The following is a 13,288-nucleotide window of genomic DNA, read 5'->3' as shown; positions in this document are numbered from 1 at the left end:
ATGCCAAAGGCACACCGGTTGAGGACACCCATCAGAACCACTCCGCGAGCGCGTCCTCTCGCCGGTTGAGCTGCGCTTGGGGTGTGGAACGCCAGAAGACGAGATGTTTCCATCGTTTCTGCACGCCATCGGCTGCAGTGGCCTCAATGGGATACCGCTGTTCACCATCAGGAAAGGGAACCTGAATGTGAAAGGTGCCATCGGCCTCGAGGTCGATGCGTTCCGCTCCGATCTGGAGCTGGGCTGTCGCGTCTGTGGCGCCATGGACGATCAACTGGGCATCGGCCACAAGCCAGAAGGACCGCTGGCGCGGCTGGACGCCTGCGCCGGAGAGCCCCATGCCGGAAGCGCTGCGGCCACTGGCCCAGAAGCCGGCGCCGGAGGCATGCAGAGCTGTTTCGGCGCCCTGCTGTTGCTGCAGGGCCTGGCTGCGGCTCTGCTCATGCAGCAATTCGGAACCGACGCGGCGCCGCCTGGGGCTGGCGCTGGTGGCCAGTTGGTAGAGCCGTTCGTGGTCCACCCCGGCCGTGCTGACCGCTGAGGCGATCGGTGTGGCCATGGTCTCCAGGTCACTGAGGGGCCCGGACGTTGGGGGCAGCGGATCGTCTGCCGCGACGGGCACCATCACCGCCTCTGAGATGGCCAGCGACTGCCAGAGCCCACCGGCTTGCCTGAGGCCGAGCGCGATGCGATAGGCGGCACCACTGACGGGAACGGGCAACCACCAGCTCGTGCTGCCTGCATCGACCATGACCTCCAGGCGCACCATCGGTGTGAGACCTCCTGAGCCGGAGTCGTCCGCGACGGGCATCAGGCGCAGGGCGAGTGAATTCCCAGTCGCGCTGTGGAGCAGGTCTGCCGCGTTGGCCGAGAGCTGCCAGGTCACCTGGAGCCAATGGGCGTCCTGGGCCACCAGCTGGATCACGGTTGGCGGCTGGTGTGACGAGGAATCGGCTGCTGGTTGGGAGACCGCAGGAGCAGCGGGCTCGGCGTCTGGGATCGCTTTTGGGCTGGCGTCTGTGATGGCGTCGGGGTCAGCGCTGAGCACACCACGGAGGTGGAGCACGGTTTTCAGTGCCGCCGGCTTGAGGCGTGCCGCCACCGGGCCAAGACCGCTCATGCGGGCTAAACGACGCAGGCTGTTGAGGGCGCGGCTGCCGTAACGCTGGGGAATCGATCCCAGGGGGCCCTGGCCTTGATCAGGTCTGAGCATCAATCCGCTTCTCACCACAAGCGAGGCAATCGTCCTCTGTTCGGCGAGGGGACGAGTGCCGTGTCAGCGGATGGCCACCGGAGCTGAGTCGTTGCGCTGCAGGCCTTTGGAGGTTCAGTTGGCCTCGATCTCCCTCAGCAGCTCCTCAAGCAGCTGGCGTTCGTCTGGTGTGGGTTGATTGCGTAGGGGTTCAGCCATGTGGAGATCGTCGATGAGGCCGTAGAAGCGCACATCGAACCAGAGCAGGAACAACTCGAGAGTGAGTGGTTGGGGCCAGAGGCTGGGCTCCTCGCACCAGCAGCGCAGCTCCTCTTGAAAGATCGGCAGGACCGCCCCCCAGGCGCTCCTCTGGGGGGCGGTCCTGATCCTGGAGGGGGATCAGATGGAGCGAGGGTTCGAGATCATCGATCAGGGGCGCCTCTGGTTCCATTGCATGGGCCCAGGCCCGCATGGGTGAACGGGCGCGGACGCCGATGGCGCAACGATTCACCACTCCCATGCGCCCGTAGCTGAACCGCGCCTGTCGGTGTCCCAGCGAACCTCCTGGGTTCAACCGTAGAAACGGCCATGGCGCCCGTCAGCTGATCTCCAGGAGTGCCAACGGCTTGTGCACGCTGTGATGCAGAACCTGCAAGACGTGGAGGACCTGATGCTGATCAGGCGCTCCGGCGTGCGCTCTGTGGGTGGGGTCGCCGGAGGGGACGGATCTTGCTGCCCTCGATCGTGCCCGCTTTGGGGGCAGAACTGTTCCCGTTATGACTGGGCTGGGGCTGGGGCTGGGGCTGGGCACCGAGAAGCCGTTGCTGGCTGGCGGGATCGAGCAGGGCCTGGATGTCCTGACCTGCTTGGTCCTGGTAGCGGTACAGCGCCAGGCCATCGGGGACCTGATCAAAGAGCTGTTTACGGCCGTCTCGGAGCAGAAAGCAGGGGGCCATGACGTCAGTGCACAGAAGCAGCGGAGCTGCACCCATGGAGACGCTGGAACGCTGAGTCGGCAACGGCCCGATGTGGCAGTTCGCCGGGGTTACACAAGAGGCTGGGAAGCTGGGCAGTCATTGCGGCGAAAGAGACCGCCGAGATAGTGGCGAACGACCGAACGATCTTTGCAACCCTGCTGGAACAGAAATCCGGCGATGGCGGCCTGCACCAGGCGGTACTGGTCCCATTGGGGATGCTCGGAGATGAACAGGCCCATCGCCCGGTAGAGATCTTCTGGGAGTTGGTTTTCCACACTCACGTGAACGGGCATGGCATCGGGTGTCTCCTGCAACACGCTCTCTCGCTGTCAACGTCCCCATCTGGCCACAGGGCGCGGAGTGCTGTCAAAAGAGCGACAGAGGCGAGAGGCGCTATTGAGAATCCACGCTGCTACCGGGTTTTAAGTGGTCGTATGTGCTCTGGGACACAGTGCTTGGAGCGCTCAACGCCCCGCGTCAAGTGGAAAGAGGCTTTTCCACGGTTCTGGCTCGGAAGGCCGTTGTCGCGGCTGATTGAGCGGTTCAAGGCTGTGGAAAAGGTGTGGAATGCCGCGCGCGAGATGGTGAAAACAGCGCTGTTCACCGCTGCTGATCAGTGCGGAGCAGGGGCATCTGGAGTCGCGATCGACGCTTGTTGCTGCAGGGGGCCATTGCGATCGGAGCGGAAGCGGAGCTGAGCATTTGGCTGGCGCTGCTGCAGCCAGTTCAGAACCCGCTCGAGGGATGCGGTGGTGTGGGGTGCACCGGTGCCCATGCCCTCACGGCGGGTGGCGAGGATGCGGAGGCCATCGGGGCTGAGGCGTTCAAGTAGCACAGTGACCAGGAGAGCATCGGGTCCGCAGCGAGCCTCAGTTCCGCATTGCGGGGATCCAACCACTCGAGGTGACCAGTGAGTGCGGTGTTGAGTCGCTCGAGATCGGTCTGAAATGCCGGACCGTGCTCCACGTGCTCCATGCCGCCGAGAACGGCTTCCAGGCGTGCCATCGCATCCATCGCTATGAGGCCATCATCCACCGCGTGCGCGTGAGAGCAGTGGCAAGAACGACAGAGCGATGCGGATCGTGGAGGGTGTGGCCTGGGCAGGGCTGGTGACTGTCGTCATGGCAGCGTCACCGTCCTCGGCCGGTTCCCAGGACAGGCAGGGGCAATTGCCAGTTCAGGTTCAGCCGCTGGCCCGTGAGCTCTAGGCCTATGGCTTCCAGATCCGACTGGCGCCGCCACCCAAGCGCGGTGCCTATGGATTGTTTGACAGCAAGAGCCGAACGCTGTGGATTGCACCTGTGACGATCCCTCTGGGGATTGCCCGGCAGACCTTTCTGCACGAGGCGGTGCATGCCATCCAGAGCTGCCCGTCGGGTCAGTTGACGCCCCTGGGAGTCAGCGGCCCTTTGAATCCGGTGGTGGAACGTGAGATCAGCGCGATCCTGCTGCGGAACTATCACCACACCAACCGCTTGCTCGAACGCGAGGCGTTTCTGATGCAGGCCCAGCCGGATGCAGTGCCCCGCCTGCAGACCCTTCTCAAGCAGCGCTGCAGGACACCGTCTTGACCATCGCCGGCGTGGCAGGACTTGCCACCACCTTGACGATTCCCTCGGGTATGCAGTGATCGTTTCTTTGGTTGTCTTACCTGCACTTCGTCGTTCATCCAGAGATCAAGCACTGCACTCTCAACGGCTCCAGGTTGCTGCGGTAGTAACGGCACGACCTACCGCAAGTGAGCGGCGCTCAGGCGCATTTTCTTGACGGGTTTGCCGCGCTTGCCGAGCCACTGCAGCTCATAGGGGCTGGTGCCGCCTTTGCGCACACCTGGCGCGTAGCGATGAATGCAGAGGAAACGGATCGGGTAGGAGAGTGCTGGAACTGCGGAGGCCATGGAGCGCAATCGCGAGGGACCCCACCGCTGAGGCACGGCTCGATCCTTGCCGAGCAAGCAGGCCAGTGCCTGGATGGGGTCAGACCTCGCGTGCTCCTGGTCAAGCGACAGGGTTCAAGTCACGCAGGCCAGCCATTTCCGGTGCCCTCCAAAGCCGTATGGCTCCCCCGCAAAGGGGTATTGGTCACGATCTGAACAGTGCTGCAGCGTGACGCGCCAGCCGGCTCTAGGGTGTTGTACAAGAACTTGGACGAGTGCAATGCAGGTCGTCACCTTTTCCGAGGCCCGCGAGAGCTTTAAGGCGGTTCTGGATCGCGTCGAATCGGATGCCGATGTGACTCTGATCACGCGGCGCAACTCCCAGAGCGCCGTGGTGATGTCGCTTGACACCTACAACAGCCTGATGGAAACAGTCCATCTGCTTCGCTCTTCCGCCAATGCTGCCCATCTGCAGCGCTCCCTGGAACAGGCCGAGCGCGGTGAGCTGCTGAGGCATCCCCTGATCGATTCCAATCAGCACGAAGTCGATTCGCTCGATGCCGGCAGCTGATCGGCTGGCTTGGACTGCCGCTGCCTGGGAGGACTACCTCTGCTGGCAGGGTCAGGACCGCAAGCAGCTGCGACGGATCAACCAACTGATCCAGGCTTGCCTGCGTGATTGCTTCGTAGGGATCGGCAAGCCGGAACCGCTGCGTGAAAACCTTTCGGGCTGCTGGTCGCGCCGCATCGATGACGAACATCGCCTCGTCTACCGACTGGAGGGCGACACACTGGTGATCCTGGCCTGTCGTTACCACTACCGATGAGGTGTGCAGCCAGCTTGGTAATGACCATCGACGTTGCGGGCTGCTGGTGACTCCAGGTGAGGTTGCGGATACCTGCTTCTGATTAGATGCCAGCTCCAGGACTGCGAGTTGACGCTGCAGCAGGGCCTGGAGGAGTACTGGCGAGCCAACGGACTGGATGACACCTGCTGGATGGGGGAAACGCGCAGCGCAGGCAAGGACACCCCGCAGGGGTGCATGGCTTGATCCTTGTCGAGCGAGCAGGCCAGTGCCCCGATGGGGTGGCAGTCATGGCAGGAGCGCAGTCCCCTGCTGTTGCCGCTGCTGGTTTCAGGCAGCGGCAGGGTTGCGCTGTTGTGGCGGTGAGATGCGGTTCCTGCGGGACCGCCGCAGGCTCTGCACCGGTGCCGGCGCTTGGGCGCGCAGCAGACGCTGCTGACTGGCGGGATCCAACAAGGCCCGCACCTCTTCTCCAGCCTGGTCGCTGTAGACAAACACCTGCAGGTCAGAAGGAACAACGGTGCAGGCCTGTTTGCGGCCGTCACGCAGCAGGAAACAGGATGACATCTGAGTGATGGCGGTGGGCAGTGAATGGCCTCATCAAGCCCCAGGGGCCGGCACTGCGCTGGCGTGGTTGTGGCAGCTCAGGGAGCTGCTGCTTTGCACTTGCTATGGGTCTCAACAGGGCTGCAGGGCCCTAGGAATGCAGAGCGTCCGGGGTGCAGGTCTGTTGGTGAAACAGGCCTGCGAGGTAATGCTGAGCAACAGCACGCTCCTTGCAGCCTTGCTGAAAGAGGAAGCCCGCAATGGCGGCCTGAACAAGTCGGTACTGGTCCCACTGCGGATGTTCGGCGATAAAAACTCCCATGGCGCGATGCAGGTCTTCCGGTAGCTGGTTTTCCACACTCACGTGGACTGGCATCGCATCGGGTGTCTCGTTCAACTCGTCCCATGGCTGTCAACCCAGCCATCAGGCCATGGCGCCTGCAGTGATGTCAAAAAAGCGGATTCGCTCCGCTTAAGCGATGCACCCCATCAAGAATCAAGGCCAGCACTGGGCTTGGTTCTTTGGCATGTGTCGTGGGGCACAAAGTTGAAAGGCGTGAGATCCGCCTGTCAAGGGGCAGGCTTGTTTTCCCCGGAATACCCGGAACCGATTGGCAGACCTGGATTGGGCTCTGACGGAGTTGTGGAAAAACTGTGGAAAGACGGCGTTGCTTGGTGAAGACGTGCTCTGTTCACGGCTGCTGATCAGTCCATGGGAGGAGCAGCAGGAATGGCAATTCCCTGCGGTTTGAGCAGTGGTCCATCACGGTCTGAGCGGAAGCGCACGGTGCTTCCTTTCGCAATGTCCAACAGGCCCTGGAGGATCGCCTCGAGGGCTGCCGCCGTCACCTGGGCGCCGGTGCTCATCCCTTCCCGACTGCTGAGCAGAAGGCGCAGCCTGTTGCCGGGCAACAGCTCAATCTATGCGGTGACCAGCAGAGCCTCGTCCCCGCAGGCAAGCTTGACTTCGCCATTGCGCGGGTCCAGCCATTCCAGCTGGCCACCAAGCTGGCAGGCGAGCTCGCTGAGCTCCTGGCGCCGATCAGGGCCATCGACCACCCCGTCCATCCAGGCCTCCAGTCGCGCCATGGTTCCTCCTCAGGAGGTTATTTTCCACGAACTCAATGGTGCTGCGGTTGCTCCAGCCAGCGAGGTGATCGGTCGCAGCGGACAGGCCGGCTGAGTGTTGCCGAAAGAACCGGCCGCTACCTACCAATGAAGCGGTGTTCATGTTCCCTAGCCAGTAGCGGATGCGCCTGTTAACAACACTTTTCCGCCGATGATGGACGAGATGTTCTTGGTCGCGCTGTAGAGTAAAAGTGTAAATCCGATTGGCAGCAGCTTTCTCCCCTTCTTCTCTCTCTGAAGCGGACTTGAGCGCTCTCCGCTCTTGGGTTGCCGCCTGTAACAGCCGTTCCGATCTGCAGCAGGCGATTCGTCGCTGCACATCACCGCAAGAGATCATCGACCTGGCGGCAGGAGATGGGTATGGGATCAGCCTCAAGGCTTTGCGCTCCTGCTCTCGCGAACTCACCGCGCCCTACTGGCCGTGGTCCGAGAAAGGCCACGTGTGGCGGCGAGCTTTTTTTTGATCCATGAGCCAACCTTTGGCTTGGTGGCTGCTCAAGCCGCTGGAGCAGGACAACAGCGACCTGAGCAACGCAGCCCTGGCTGAGATGGCGATGGCGGGGGGAGCCTTTGACGATCTGGCCGCAGAGCCTGACCTCGACAGCTTCTCGGACGGAGAAGCGATCGTTGCCGGCTGATGCTCAGCCGCTACGACATCGTGCTGGTTGCCTTCCCGTTCACGGATGGGCCTGCGGCCAATGCTGAGCCTTCCTCTGCTGGAAAGTTCGTGACAGCTCGGCAATAGACGGTGACGTCGCTGGGGCCTGGCCCCGTTCCCTTGCCATGGGCCTCACCCTGATCGAGGCAGCCAAGTACGAAACCCGCCTGGAACACCTGGCGGTGCTGCGCACCTTCTCAGAAGGTGAACTGCTCGGCCGCCTGCCCTTTCTGAACATCAACGGCAGCGGCTTGTTCTATGCCGCAGAAGCAGAACTGCCCGCCGTTGGCTTTCGTGCCGTGAACGAGGGCTACAGCCAGAGCTATGGCGTGATCGATCAACGCGCTGAGGCGGTGCATCTCTTTGGTGGTGATGTGGATGTGGACCGCTCGATCGTGGATCTGATGGGCCCCGAGGCCCGCGCCAGCCAGATCGAAATGAAGATCCGCTCGATGCGCCTCACCCTGGAGGCCACGATCGTGAACGGTGATGCCAGCGCTGATGCCCGCGCCTTTGATGGCCTGGCCAAACGGCTGCCGCCAGCGGATGCGATGGCGATCGACAACGGCGATGCACCGCTGAGTTTTGATCCACTTGATGCCCTGATCGATTCGGTGGACGGCATGGGCCGTCCCAAGGTGCTGCTGATGAGCCGAGCGATGCGGCGGCAGCTCAATGCCCTCGCCCGCAGCGAGCAGTGCTGTTCCTATAGCGCTGAAACCAATGCGCTGGGAATGACGGTGCACCGCTACCAGGACTGCGAGATCCTGACGGTGGACCGTGATGCCCAGGGCCGTGAGGTGATGGGTTACGACGAGGCGGGTGGCACCAGCTCGATCTACTGCCTCGCCCTCGGTGATCAGGGTGTGACCGGCCTGCAGGGACCGTTCCAGGGGCGTTATGGGATCTCGGTGCGGGATCTGGGGGAGGTGCCTGATGCGCCGGTGTTCCGCACGCGGGTGGATTGGTACGTCGGTTTTGCCGTGCTGCACCCCAGGTCCGCCGGCCGGCTGCATGGGATCACGCCACCGGCAGCGATGACGGCCGCAGCGGCTCCTTGAAACGCTGCTGTCGCCCTTGTTGGTCACGCTTCCTTCCCTTCCCTTCCCTTCCCTTCTTCCATCCATCCACCCCATCTCTGAACCATGGCCGGCCTGCCCATTCCTCACATCCGAGCGCGGAGCAATCCCCTGCTTGATGCCGTCACCGTGTTGATCGGTCCTGTGGCGGCTGGCGCCGATCATCCAGTGGCCGAGCAGCGGGCTTCCGGCACCGAAGTGCTGCTGAGCACCAAGCTCGATGCCGCCGTGCGCTTCTCCTTGATCTGTTGCTATTCCGGCCACGACCAGGCGGTGACGGTGGAGCTGCAGTTGGCGCCGCAGCGGATGGATGGCAGCCTCGGCAGCTACCAGAGCGCTGCCACGGTGTCACTGCCGGCAGAAGGCGGTCGGGTGGAGGCGTTCATCAGCGGCCATGACCTGCAGATCGATGCCGCCGATGCAGACCAGGTGCAGTGGCCGTGCATGGCAGCCGCAGCTGGCGCTCGCTGGAGAAGGACAACCTGCAGCAATTGGTGCCGGTGGTGCATGCCAACCGCTGGCGGCAGCAGATGCCGCGCCGCAGACCGCCTCTGGCGGGTCTGGATTGCTCGGTGAACAGCGCCCGGGTGCAACCGCACAGCAGCGGTGTTGGCATCACCCTGACCACGACGGCTCGAGTGAATGAGGCCGGTGCCTTCCAGGGCGGCGGTAGCGGCAACAAGGCGATCTACGGCGCCTGCGGCCTGCACCTGCTGCCGCTTGCTGAACTCCAGCAGCTGCTGATCGTCTGGCAGAACCAGCCCGGTCCAGCTGGGCCCCATGTGGAACCAGCACAAGCTGTGACGGTGGCCACGCCCTACCTCAATCTGCTGGTGGACCTGAACGCTGCTGGTGATCCCGCCGGGGAAGACATCCGCGTGCTGGTGTGCTGCAGCGATCAACTCAGCCCGGCGATCAGCGAGGCGATTGGTGCAACGCGCAATGACGGCAGCAATCGGCTCACGGTCCGTTGGCAGGCCGACACCCACGGTGTGCTGATCGTGGGATACGACGGCAGCAATGCCCCCGGTGGCATCAGCCCGGTGCTGAGCAATGGCAGCAGCTGGCTGGAGAACGTGTTTTCCCTGACGGATCTGCTGGCTGCCTGCCCGCAGGCCCGCCTGGTGGATGCGGTCAGCGGTGATGGCGGCCTGCCAGCGGCGGAGCGCACCCCGGCACTGCTGCTTTGCAGTGGCGACAGCGGCTATCAGGAGGCGCAGAGCAAATGGGTGGAGCGGCTGGAGATCAACGGCCGCTCGCTGCTGCCATGACAGCGCCCTCAACAGGACAGCCCACCACCAAACGAAACGCGATGGGACAGAGCAGCGAGGACTGGCAGAGCTACCGCCTGGGGGAGCGGATCATCCACACCCCGGCGGTGCATGGCGCGGGCTGGCTGGCGTTGGGCTGGCAACGGCTGAATGGCCTGGATGCGCCGATGCCCCCAGCAGACGCGAGAGCAGAGGCGCAGACAACACCAGCCATTGATGCGGATCCGGTGGTGATCGATGGGGCTGGTGGTGAGGGGATGACCGCAACCGCAGCAACAGCAACAGCAACAGCAACAGCAACAGCAGCGGAGGGTGATGGTGGCGCGGTGAGCGTGAGCGAGGCCATGCAGGACGCGGAAGCCGAGCCATCAATGCTGATGCCAGCAACAGAAGCGATGGCGGCAGCCGTTGAGGAACCAACCGCCGGCAGCGCCGATGGCATGGATCTGCAGGCGATGACCAAGGCAGCGATCATCACGGCCATGCAGCAGCGGCATGGCGTGTTGCTGGATCGCGGCCTGAGCAAAAGCGCCCTGCTGGCTGCGGCACGGGAGTTGGAACAAGCCGAGCATGGATCGGTAGCGCGGTGAACCTGGTCTTGCCTCGATTGATGGCATGCAGCCAGCGACGGGATGGTGAAGGATCAGCGACCTCCAGCGCCTGCGTACGCCTGGTTTTTGCCTCAGAGCCGGTAGGGAAAGCCGAATTGCGCTTGAAAATGTGTTGCTGATGGACCCGCCTCAGTGCTGCTGAGCACGCTGATCGTTGATCGACCTCGATAAATTACAAACATCGTTGGCCTGTCATTTGCAGGTGCAGTTCGATCCGGGGTCATGCAACGGGGACCCGGACACTGTGGAGACGTTGATGTCACCTCTCGACCTCGTCAAGCGCGCAACCCAGCGCAAGCAACGCCTCACTGAGGCTCAACTGGCCCATTTGCGTGTCACCGCCTATCGCGGTGTCGACACCTCAGCCCACCTTTCTCCGACCATTGCTCGCAGCTCTGCCGCCTGTACCGATCGGGGCGTGCCTACCACCAGCTGAACTGGTGTCACTGATCGGCAAGAAAGCGCCCCCTCGAGGGGCGTTTTTTGTTGATTGGAGCTGATCTATTTTCAAAATGTTTCGAGTTTCGCCAGCATGTTTCTGGCAGTCAGTGAGGTGGTGGAGATTTCAACCGACGGGTGTTATTCAGACGCTAAGGGCTTAACGGATTTCAGGCCCGTCCCCTTGCTCCATGTGATGAATTCTGTTTCTGCCCGTTCCGTTAGGAGAAGACATGTTTGATGGTTTTCGCCTGTCGAATAGCAGCGAACGCCAGGGATATGGTGATGTTCCGATGAGTAGATGGCTTCCCCAGAGCGAAAGATGTAGCGGGTGTACACAGGGCCCTCGTCTGGCTTCCACCGGTCTAGCCATGACAGTTCGTTGGGATACAAATGTGTCGGGATCCAACCCCGCCGTTCGGGGGATGAGGTGTCAAGACCGTCGCCACCACTCTGCTGGCTGCGGCATGGGAGCTGGAGCCAGCCAATCGCATGGATTGGTAGCGCCGTGAACCTGGTCATTGCCTCGATTGACGGCATGCTGCAGATCACCCGGGAGGTGGAGGTGCAGCATCTGTGAGCAGGCAGGAACTCGAGCGGTTCGTCGATGATGCCGAGCAGGATTCCTCGATCCGCTGGCTGCTGCGCCACTGCCGCACGAACGATGCCCTGATCCTGGCGGGCCGCAAGCTCGGCTATCGGATCACCCGCGTGGACCTGCAGCGGGCAATGGAGGCGGAGCGGGAGGAACATCGCTTGTGCTGGCTGGATCAACAGTGCGAAACGATCAACCCCGCCGACGGCAGGGCCTGGGCGGTGGCCGAGCAGGGTGAGCGAGCAGAAGGAACGGTTGTGAACGGCTCGATGCAGCAGCACCGCTAAACAGTGGATCTGGAGGTTGCTGGAGCCCTCAGCCGCCATCCGAACCTCCATTGGCTTGGCGTTGCAGGGACTGTTCTCGTGGCCCCTCCAGCTGCTGCTCCAGGGCACGATCAATTTCATCAATGCGCTGCAGGCAGCGGCTGATCGCCGGGATCACCTCCTCCTCAAGGCGGGTGAGCTCCTCTTCTCCATAGGGGTGATCAATCCAGCAGCGCTGCAGGGGTTGCTGAGAGGCATGCCTCAGGATGCGCTCCACCGCCTTGAGCGTGGATTCCAGCAACAGGAATGGATCCTCCTGGGGGGAGCCAAAACCTGCAGCCATTGAGGTGATGAGGGCCATGGTGATCGGCGCCGGTGCGGCGCAGCGATGGGACCGAGCCCAGGGGAGGCCCGACATCAGGAGGGCCTCAGACTGGAGCGGCCCGGAGCAAGCCCATTCATCAGGGGCAATCCCCTCAGCTGCAGTGAGCGGCTGCTGCTGCAGCGCGGGCGCCATGGGCGGGAAAGCTGATCACAAAGGGCCGATCGGCCTGGGCGCAGAGGGGCAGACCAAAACGGCCGCCACAGCTGCTGCACTGAATCCTGGGGCCGGCACCGGAGCGGCAGGCCGGACAAGCGACAAAGCGCACGCCCTCGTGGTGGAACACCGCTGGTGCATCGGACGGCACCACACAGACCGCCGGGATGCCCTGGCGCACTAAAGCCGCTGCCGCACGGCGGGATTCGGTGGAGGCATTGACCACCAACCCTTTGGCCGCTGCTTGCCGCAATGCGGCCTGATTTTCGGGGCTCATCGGGTAGTGGGTGAACGACCAGGCTGCCCGCAGATGGCGTGTGGCCCGGGCCAGCTGAAGCAACAGGGCTTGATCGATGCGCAGCGGATCGGCTGGATCCGGCCATTGATCACCGGCAACGCAATGGCGAAACAGCACCCCGGCCGGCAGCGCCAGCACCTGCTTGATCAAGGCAGCAGCGCTGCTGCCGGTGGCACCGGAACTGAGCCGATCCCAGTGCAGCCGGGTGTGAAAGCCCGCTTCTGCGTAGCAACCCTGATCACCGGCCAGCGAGCAGCTGGAGGGGCAGGTGCGGCGGCTGGTGCTGGAGACCGCAATCGGCCCGGTTTTGGCATTGCCTGATGGAAAGGAGAGAGAAGCGCGATGGGACGGATGAGCAGCCACAGGTGAGGTGACGCAGGACCCGCCCTGCAGCCGCGCCGTCCGGCAAGGGCCAGCCACCGACCGATGGCGCAGCGCAGCGGAGCCCAACGACCAGCCCGGCTGGCTGGTGCAACCCTTGCCCAGGCGCGGAGCATGGAAGGACCTGCGGCATGTCCCCCTTCCCCTGCCGCTATTGCCGACCAGCGCTGCGGCAAGTCGGTACACCGGAGCTAAAGAAGGGGCAAGCACGTCATCAGCAGTCGATGCAGCTGATCCAGTTGGAGAGGGAGGACTGGAATTTCTTCTGCCCATCCACAGGCCAGCCGGTGTTCAACGACACCGGTGAGCCGAACGCTTCAACCGTGCGTGGGTTCTGGTGCCATGAGGTGCCCGATGAGCCGGAGCTGCTCTGCACCGAGCTGCAGGCCCAGTGGGCTGCCCATCTGGCGATTCAAGATGCAGCTGATGAGGCCGTTGATGTGGTGGCCTTTCTCAACAGCGTTGACCATCCAGGTTGGGTGGCTTTTGAAATCACCACCTGCGGCTTTGCCTGCGGTCCAGTGAGCACCACCACCTGGACCGTGCTGGATCTCAGCTGAAGTCAGACCCTGTGCAGGCAGAGTTCAGATTGATGAGATGGTGGTGAATGTCGCAGGTAGGGGAAGCG

The 13,288-nt window shown here is 63.0% G+C and carries 23 protein-coding genes; 11 read left to right on the top strand and 12 right to left on the bottom strand.

Going from position 1 to position 13,288, the window contains the following annotated elements; all coding sequences use genetic code 11:
* Nucleotides 1-31 precede the first annotated feature (31 nt).
* From SynA1544_RS11365 to SynA1544_RS11345, 5 genes are all read right to left on the bottom strand, one after another.
* Nucleotides 32-1,213 (bottom strand): DUF4912 domain-containing protein, encoded by a 1,182-nt coding sequence (locus tag SynA1544_RS11365; RefSeq protein ID WP_186513740.1) that lies wholly within the window; start codon nucleotides 1,211-1,213, stop codon nucleotides 32-34.
* A 114-nt stretch (nucleotides 1,214-1,327) separates the two neighbouring features.
* Nucleotides 1,328-1,465, bottom strand: a complete 138-nt coding sequence (locus tag SynA1544_RS14910) for a hypothetical protein (protein WP_255477612.1) — start codon at nucleotides 1,463-1,465, stop codon at nucleotides 1,328-1,330.
* Between the two features lie 404 nt (nucleotides 1,466-1,869).
* The gene (locus tag SynA1544_RS11355) at nucleotides 1,870-2,148 is read right to left on the bottom strand and encodes a hypothetical protein (RefSeq protein ID WP_186513739.1); all 279 of its coding nucleotides are present in this window, start codon (nucleotides 2,146-2,148) and stop codon (nucleotides 1,870-1,872) included.
* An 89-nt stretch (nucleotides 2,149-2,237) separates the two neighbouring features.
* Nucleotides 2,238-2,462, bottom strand: a complete 225-nt coding sequence (locus tag SynA1544_RS11350; RefSeq protein ID WP_186515565.1) for a DUF2811 domain-containing protein — start codon at nucleotides 2,460-2,462, stop codon at nucleotides 2,238-2,240.
* A gap of 320 nt (nucleotides 2,463-2,782) precedes the next feature.
* Complete coding sequence (locus SynA1544_RS11345; RefSeq protein ID WP_186513738.1) at nucleotides 2,783-3,067, bottom strand: hypothetical protein; 285 nt, start codon at nucleotides 3,065-3,067, stop codon at nucleotides 2,783-2,785.
* A 403-nt stretch (nucleotides 3,068-3,470) separates the two neighbouring features.
* Here SynA1544_RS11345 and SynA1544_RS11340 point away from each other — a divergent pair, with 403 nt between their 5' ends.
* Nucleotides 3,471-3,740: a hypothetical protein gene (locus SynA1544_RS11340; RefSeq protein WP_186513736.1), complete on the top strand. Its 270-nt coding sequence runs from the start codon at nucleotides 3,471-3,473 to the stop codon at nucleotides 3,738-3,740.
* Nucleotides 3,741-3,898: 158 nt separating this feature from the next.
* Here SynA1544_RS11340 and SynA1544_RS11335 read toward each other — a convergent pair whose 3' ends face one another.
* Nucleotides 3,899-4,066, bottom strand: a complete 168-nt coding sequence (locus SynA1544_RS11335; RefSeq protein ID WP_186513734.1) for a hypothetical protein — start codon at nucleotides 4,064-4,066, stop codon at nucleotides 3,899-3,901.
* Between the two features lie 259 nt (nucleotides 4,067-4,325).
* Here SynA1544_RS11335 and SynA1544_RS11330 point away from each other — a divergent pair, with 259 nt between their 5' ends.
* Nucleotides 4,326-4,616 (top strand): type II toxin-antitoxin system Phd/YefM family antitoxin, encoded by a 291-nt coding sequence (locus SynA1544_RS11330; RefSeq protein WP_186513732.1) that lies wholly within the window; start codon nucleotides 4,326-4,328, stop codon nucleotides 4,614-4,616.
* Nucleotides 4,603-4,872 carry a Txe/YoeB family addiction module toxin gene (locus tag SynA1544_RS11325; protein WP_186513730.1) on the top strand — a complete coding sequence of 90 codons (270 nt, stop codon included), beginning with the start codon at nucleotides 4,603-4,605 and terminating at the stop codon, nucleotides 4,870-4,872. Before SynA1544_RS11330 ends, SynA1544_RS11325 begins: the two co-directional genes overlap by 14 nt.
* A gap of 309 nt (nucleotides 4,873-5,181) precedes the next feature.
* Here the strand turns inward: SynA1544_RS11325 and SynA1544_RS11320 are convergent, their stop codons facing one another.
* The 4 genes from SynA1544_RS11320 to SynA1544_RS11305 form a co-directional block, all read right to left on the bottom strand.
* Complete coding sequence (locus SynA1544_RS11320) at nucleotides 5,182-5,418, bottom strand: hypothetical protein (RefSeq protein WP_186513728.1); 237 nt, start codon at nucleotides 5,416-5,418, stop codon at nucleotides 5,182-5,184.
* 130 nt (nucleotides 5,419-5,548) lie between these two features.
* Entirely contained in the window at nucleotides 5,549-5,794 is a 246-nt protein-coding gene (locus SynA1544_RS11315; RefSeq protein ID WP_370594065.1) for a DUF2811 domain-containing protein, read from the bottom strand.
* 308 nt (nucleotides 5,795-6,102) lie between these two features.
* Nucleotides 6,103-6,309, bottom strand: a complete 207-nt coding sequence (locus tag SynA1544_RS11310) for a hypothetical protein (RefSeq protein ID WP_186513726.1) — start codon at nucleotides 6,307-6,309, stop codon at nucleotides 6,103-6,105.
* A 9-nt stretch (nucleotides 6,310-6,318) separates the two neighbouring features.
* On the bottom strand, nucleotides 6,319-6,486 hold the full coding sequence (locus SynA1544_RS11305) for a hypothetical protein (RefSeq protein ID WP_186513724.1): 168 nt from the start codon (nucleotides 6,484-6,486) through the stop codon (nucleotides 6,319-6,321).
* Nucleotides 6,487-6,992: 506 nt separating this feature from the next.
* Here SynA1544_RS11305 and SynA1544_RS11300 point away from each other — a divergent pair.
* The 7 genes from SynA1544_RS11300 to SynA1544_RS11270 all read left to right on the top strand — a co-directional run bounded on the left by SynA1544_RS11300 (nucleotide 6,993) and on the right by SynA1544_RS11270 (nucleotide 11,464).
* The gene (locus SynA1544_RS11300; protein WP_186513723.1) at nucleotides 6,993-7,163 is read left to right on the top strand and encodes a hypothetical protein; all 171 of its coding nucleotides are present in this window, start codon (nucleotides 6,993-6,995) and stop codon (nucleotides 7,161-7,163) included.
* A gap of 145 nt (nucleotides 7,164-7,308) precedes the next feature.
* Nucleotides 7,309-8,244, top strand: a complete 936-nt coding sequence (locus SynA1544_RS11295) for a major capsid protein (RefSeq protein WP_186513721.1) — start codon at nucleotides 7,309-7,311, stop codon at nucleotides 8,242-8,244.
* A 458-nt stretch (nucleotides 8,245-8,702) separates the two neighbouring features.
* On the top strand, nucleotides 8,703-9,533 hold the full coding sequence (locus tag SynA1544_RS11290; protein ID WP_186513719.1) for a hypothetical protein: 831 nt from the start codon (nucleotides 8,703-8,705) through the stop codon (nucleotides 9,531-9,533).
* Entirely contained in the window at nucleotides 9,530-10,123 is a 594-nt protein-coding gene (locus SynA1544_RS11285; RefSeq protein WP_186513717.1) for a hypothetical protein, read from the top strand. The genes SynA1544_RS11290 and SynA1544_RS11285 overlap by 4 nt, the downstream gene beginning before the upstream one ends.
* 175 nt (nucleotides 10,124-10,298) lie before the next feature.
* Nucleotides 10,299-10,580, top strand: a complete 282-nt coding sequence (locus SynA1544_RS11280) for a hypothetical protein (protein WP_255477611.1) — start codon at nucleotides 10,299-10,301, stop codon at nucleotides 10,578-10,580.
* A gap of 432 nt (nucleotides 10,581-11,012) precedes the next feature.
* A complete protein-coding gene (locus SynA1544_RS11275; protein ID WP_186513715.1) occupies nucleotides 11,013-11,162 on the top strand; it encodes a hypothetical protein in 150 nt (49 codons plus the stop codon).
* Nucleotides 11,159-11,464 (top strand): Nif11-like leader peptide family natural product precursor, encoded by a 306-nt coding sequence (locus SynA1544_RS11270; protein ID WP_186513713.1) that lies wholly within the window; start codon nucleotides 11,159-11,161, stop codon nucleotides 11,462-11,464. The genes SynA1544_RS11275 and SynA1544_RS11270 overlap by 4 nt, the downstream gene beginning before the upstream one ends.
* A 28-nt stretch (nucleotides 11,465-11,492) precedes the next feature.
* On the opposite strand, the gene SynA1544_RS11265 is transcribed toward SynA1544_RS11270, so the two are convergent.
* Nucleotides 11,493-11,861, bottom strand: a complete 369-nt coding sequence (locus SynA1544_RS11265; protein WP_255477610.1) for a hypothetical protein — start codon at nucleotides 11,859-11,861, stop codon at nucleotides 11,493-11,495.
* A gap of 58 nt (nucleotides 11,862-11,919) precedes the next feature.
* A complete protein-coding gene (locus SynA1544_RS11260) occupies nucleotides 11,920-12,729 on the bottom strand; it encodes a hypothetical protein (protein ID WP_186513706.1) in 810 nt (269 codons plus the stop codon).
* A 62-nt stretch (nucleotides 12,730-12,791) separates the two neighbouring features.
* On the opposite strand from SynA1544_RS11260, the gene SynA1544_RS11255 reads away from it, so the two are divergent.
* Entirely contained in the window at nucleotides 12,792-13,220 is a 429-nt protein-coding gene (locus SynA1544_RS11255) for a hypothetical protein (RefSeq protein WP_186513704.1), read from the top strand.
* Nucleotides 13,221-13,288: the final 68 nt, after the last annotated feature.

Origin of the sequence: Synechococcus sp. A15-44, assembly GCF_014280115.1 — a bacterium.
Lineage (GTDB): Bacteria > Cyanobacteriota > Cyanobacteriia > PCC-6307 > Cyanobiaceae > Parasynechococcus.
The sequence above is the reverse complement of the archived record's forward strand: the minus strand, read 5'-3'. Positions and strand labels throughout refer to the sequence as shown.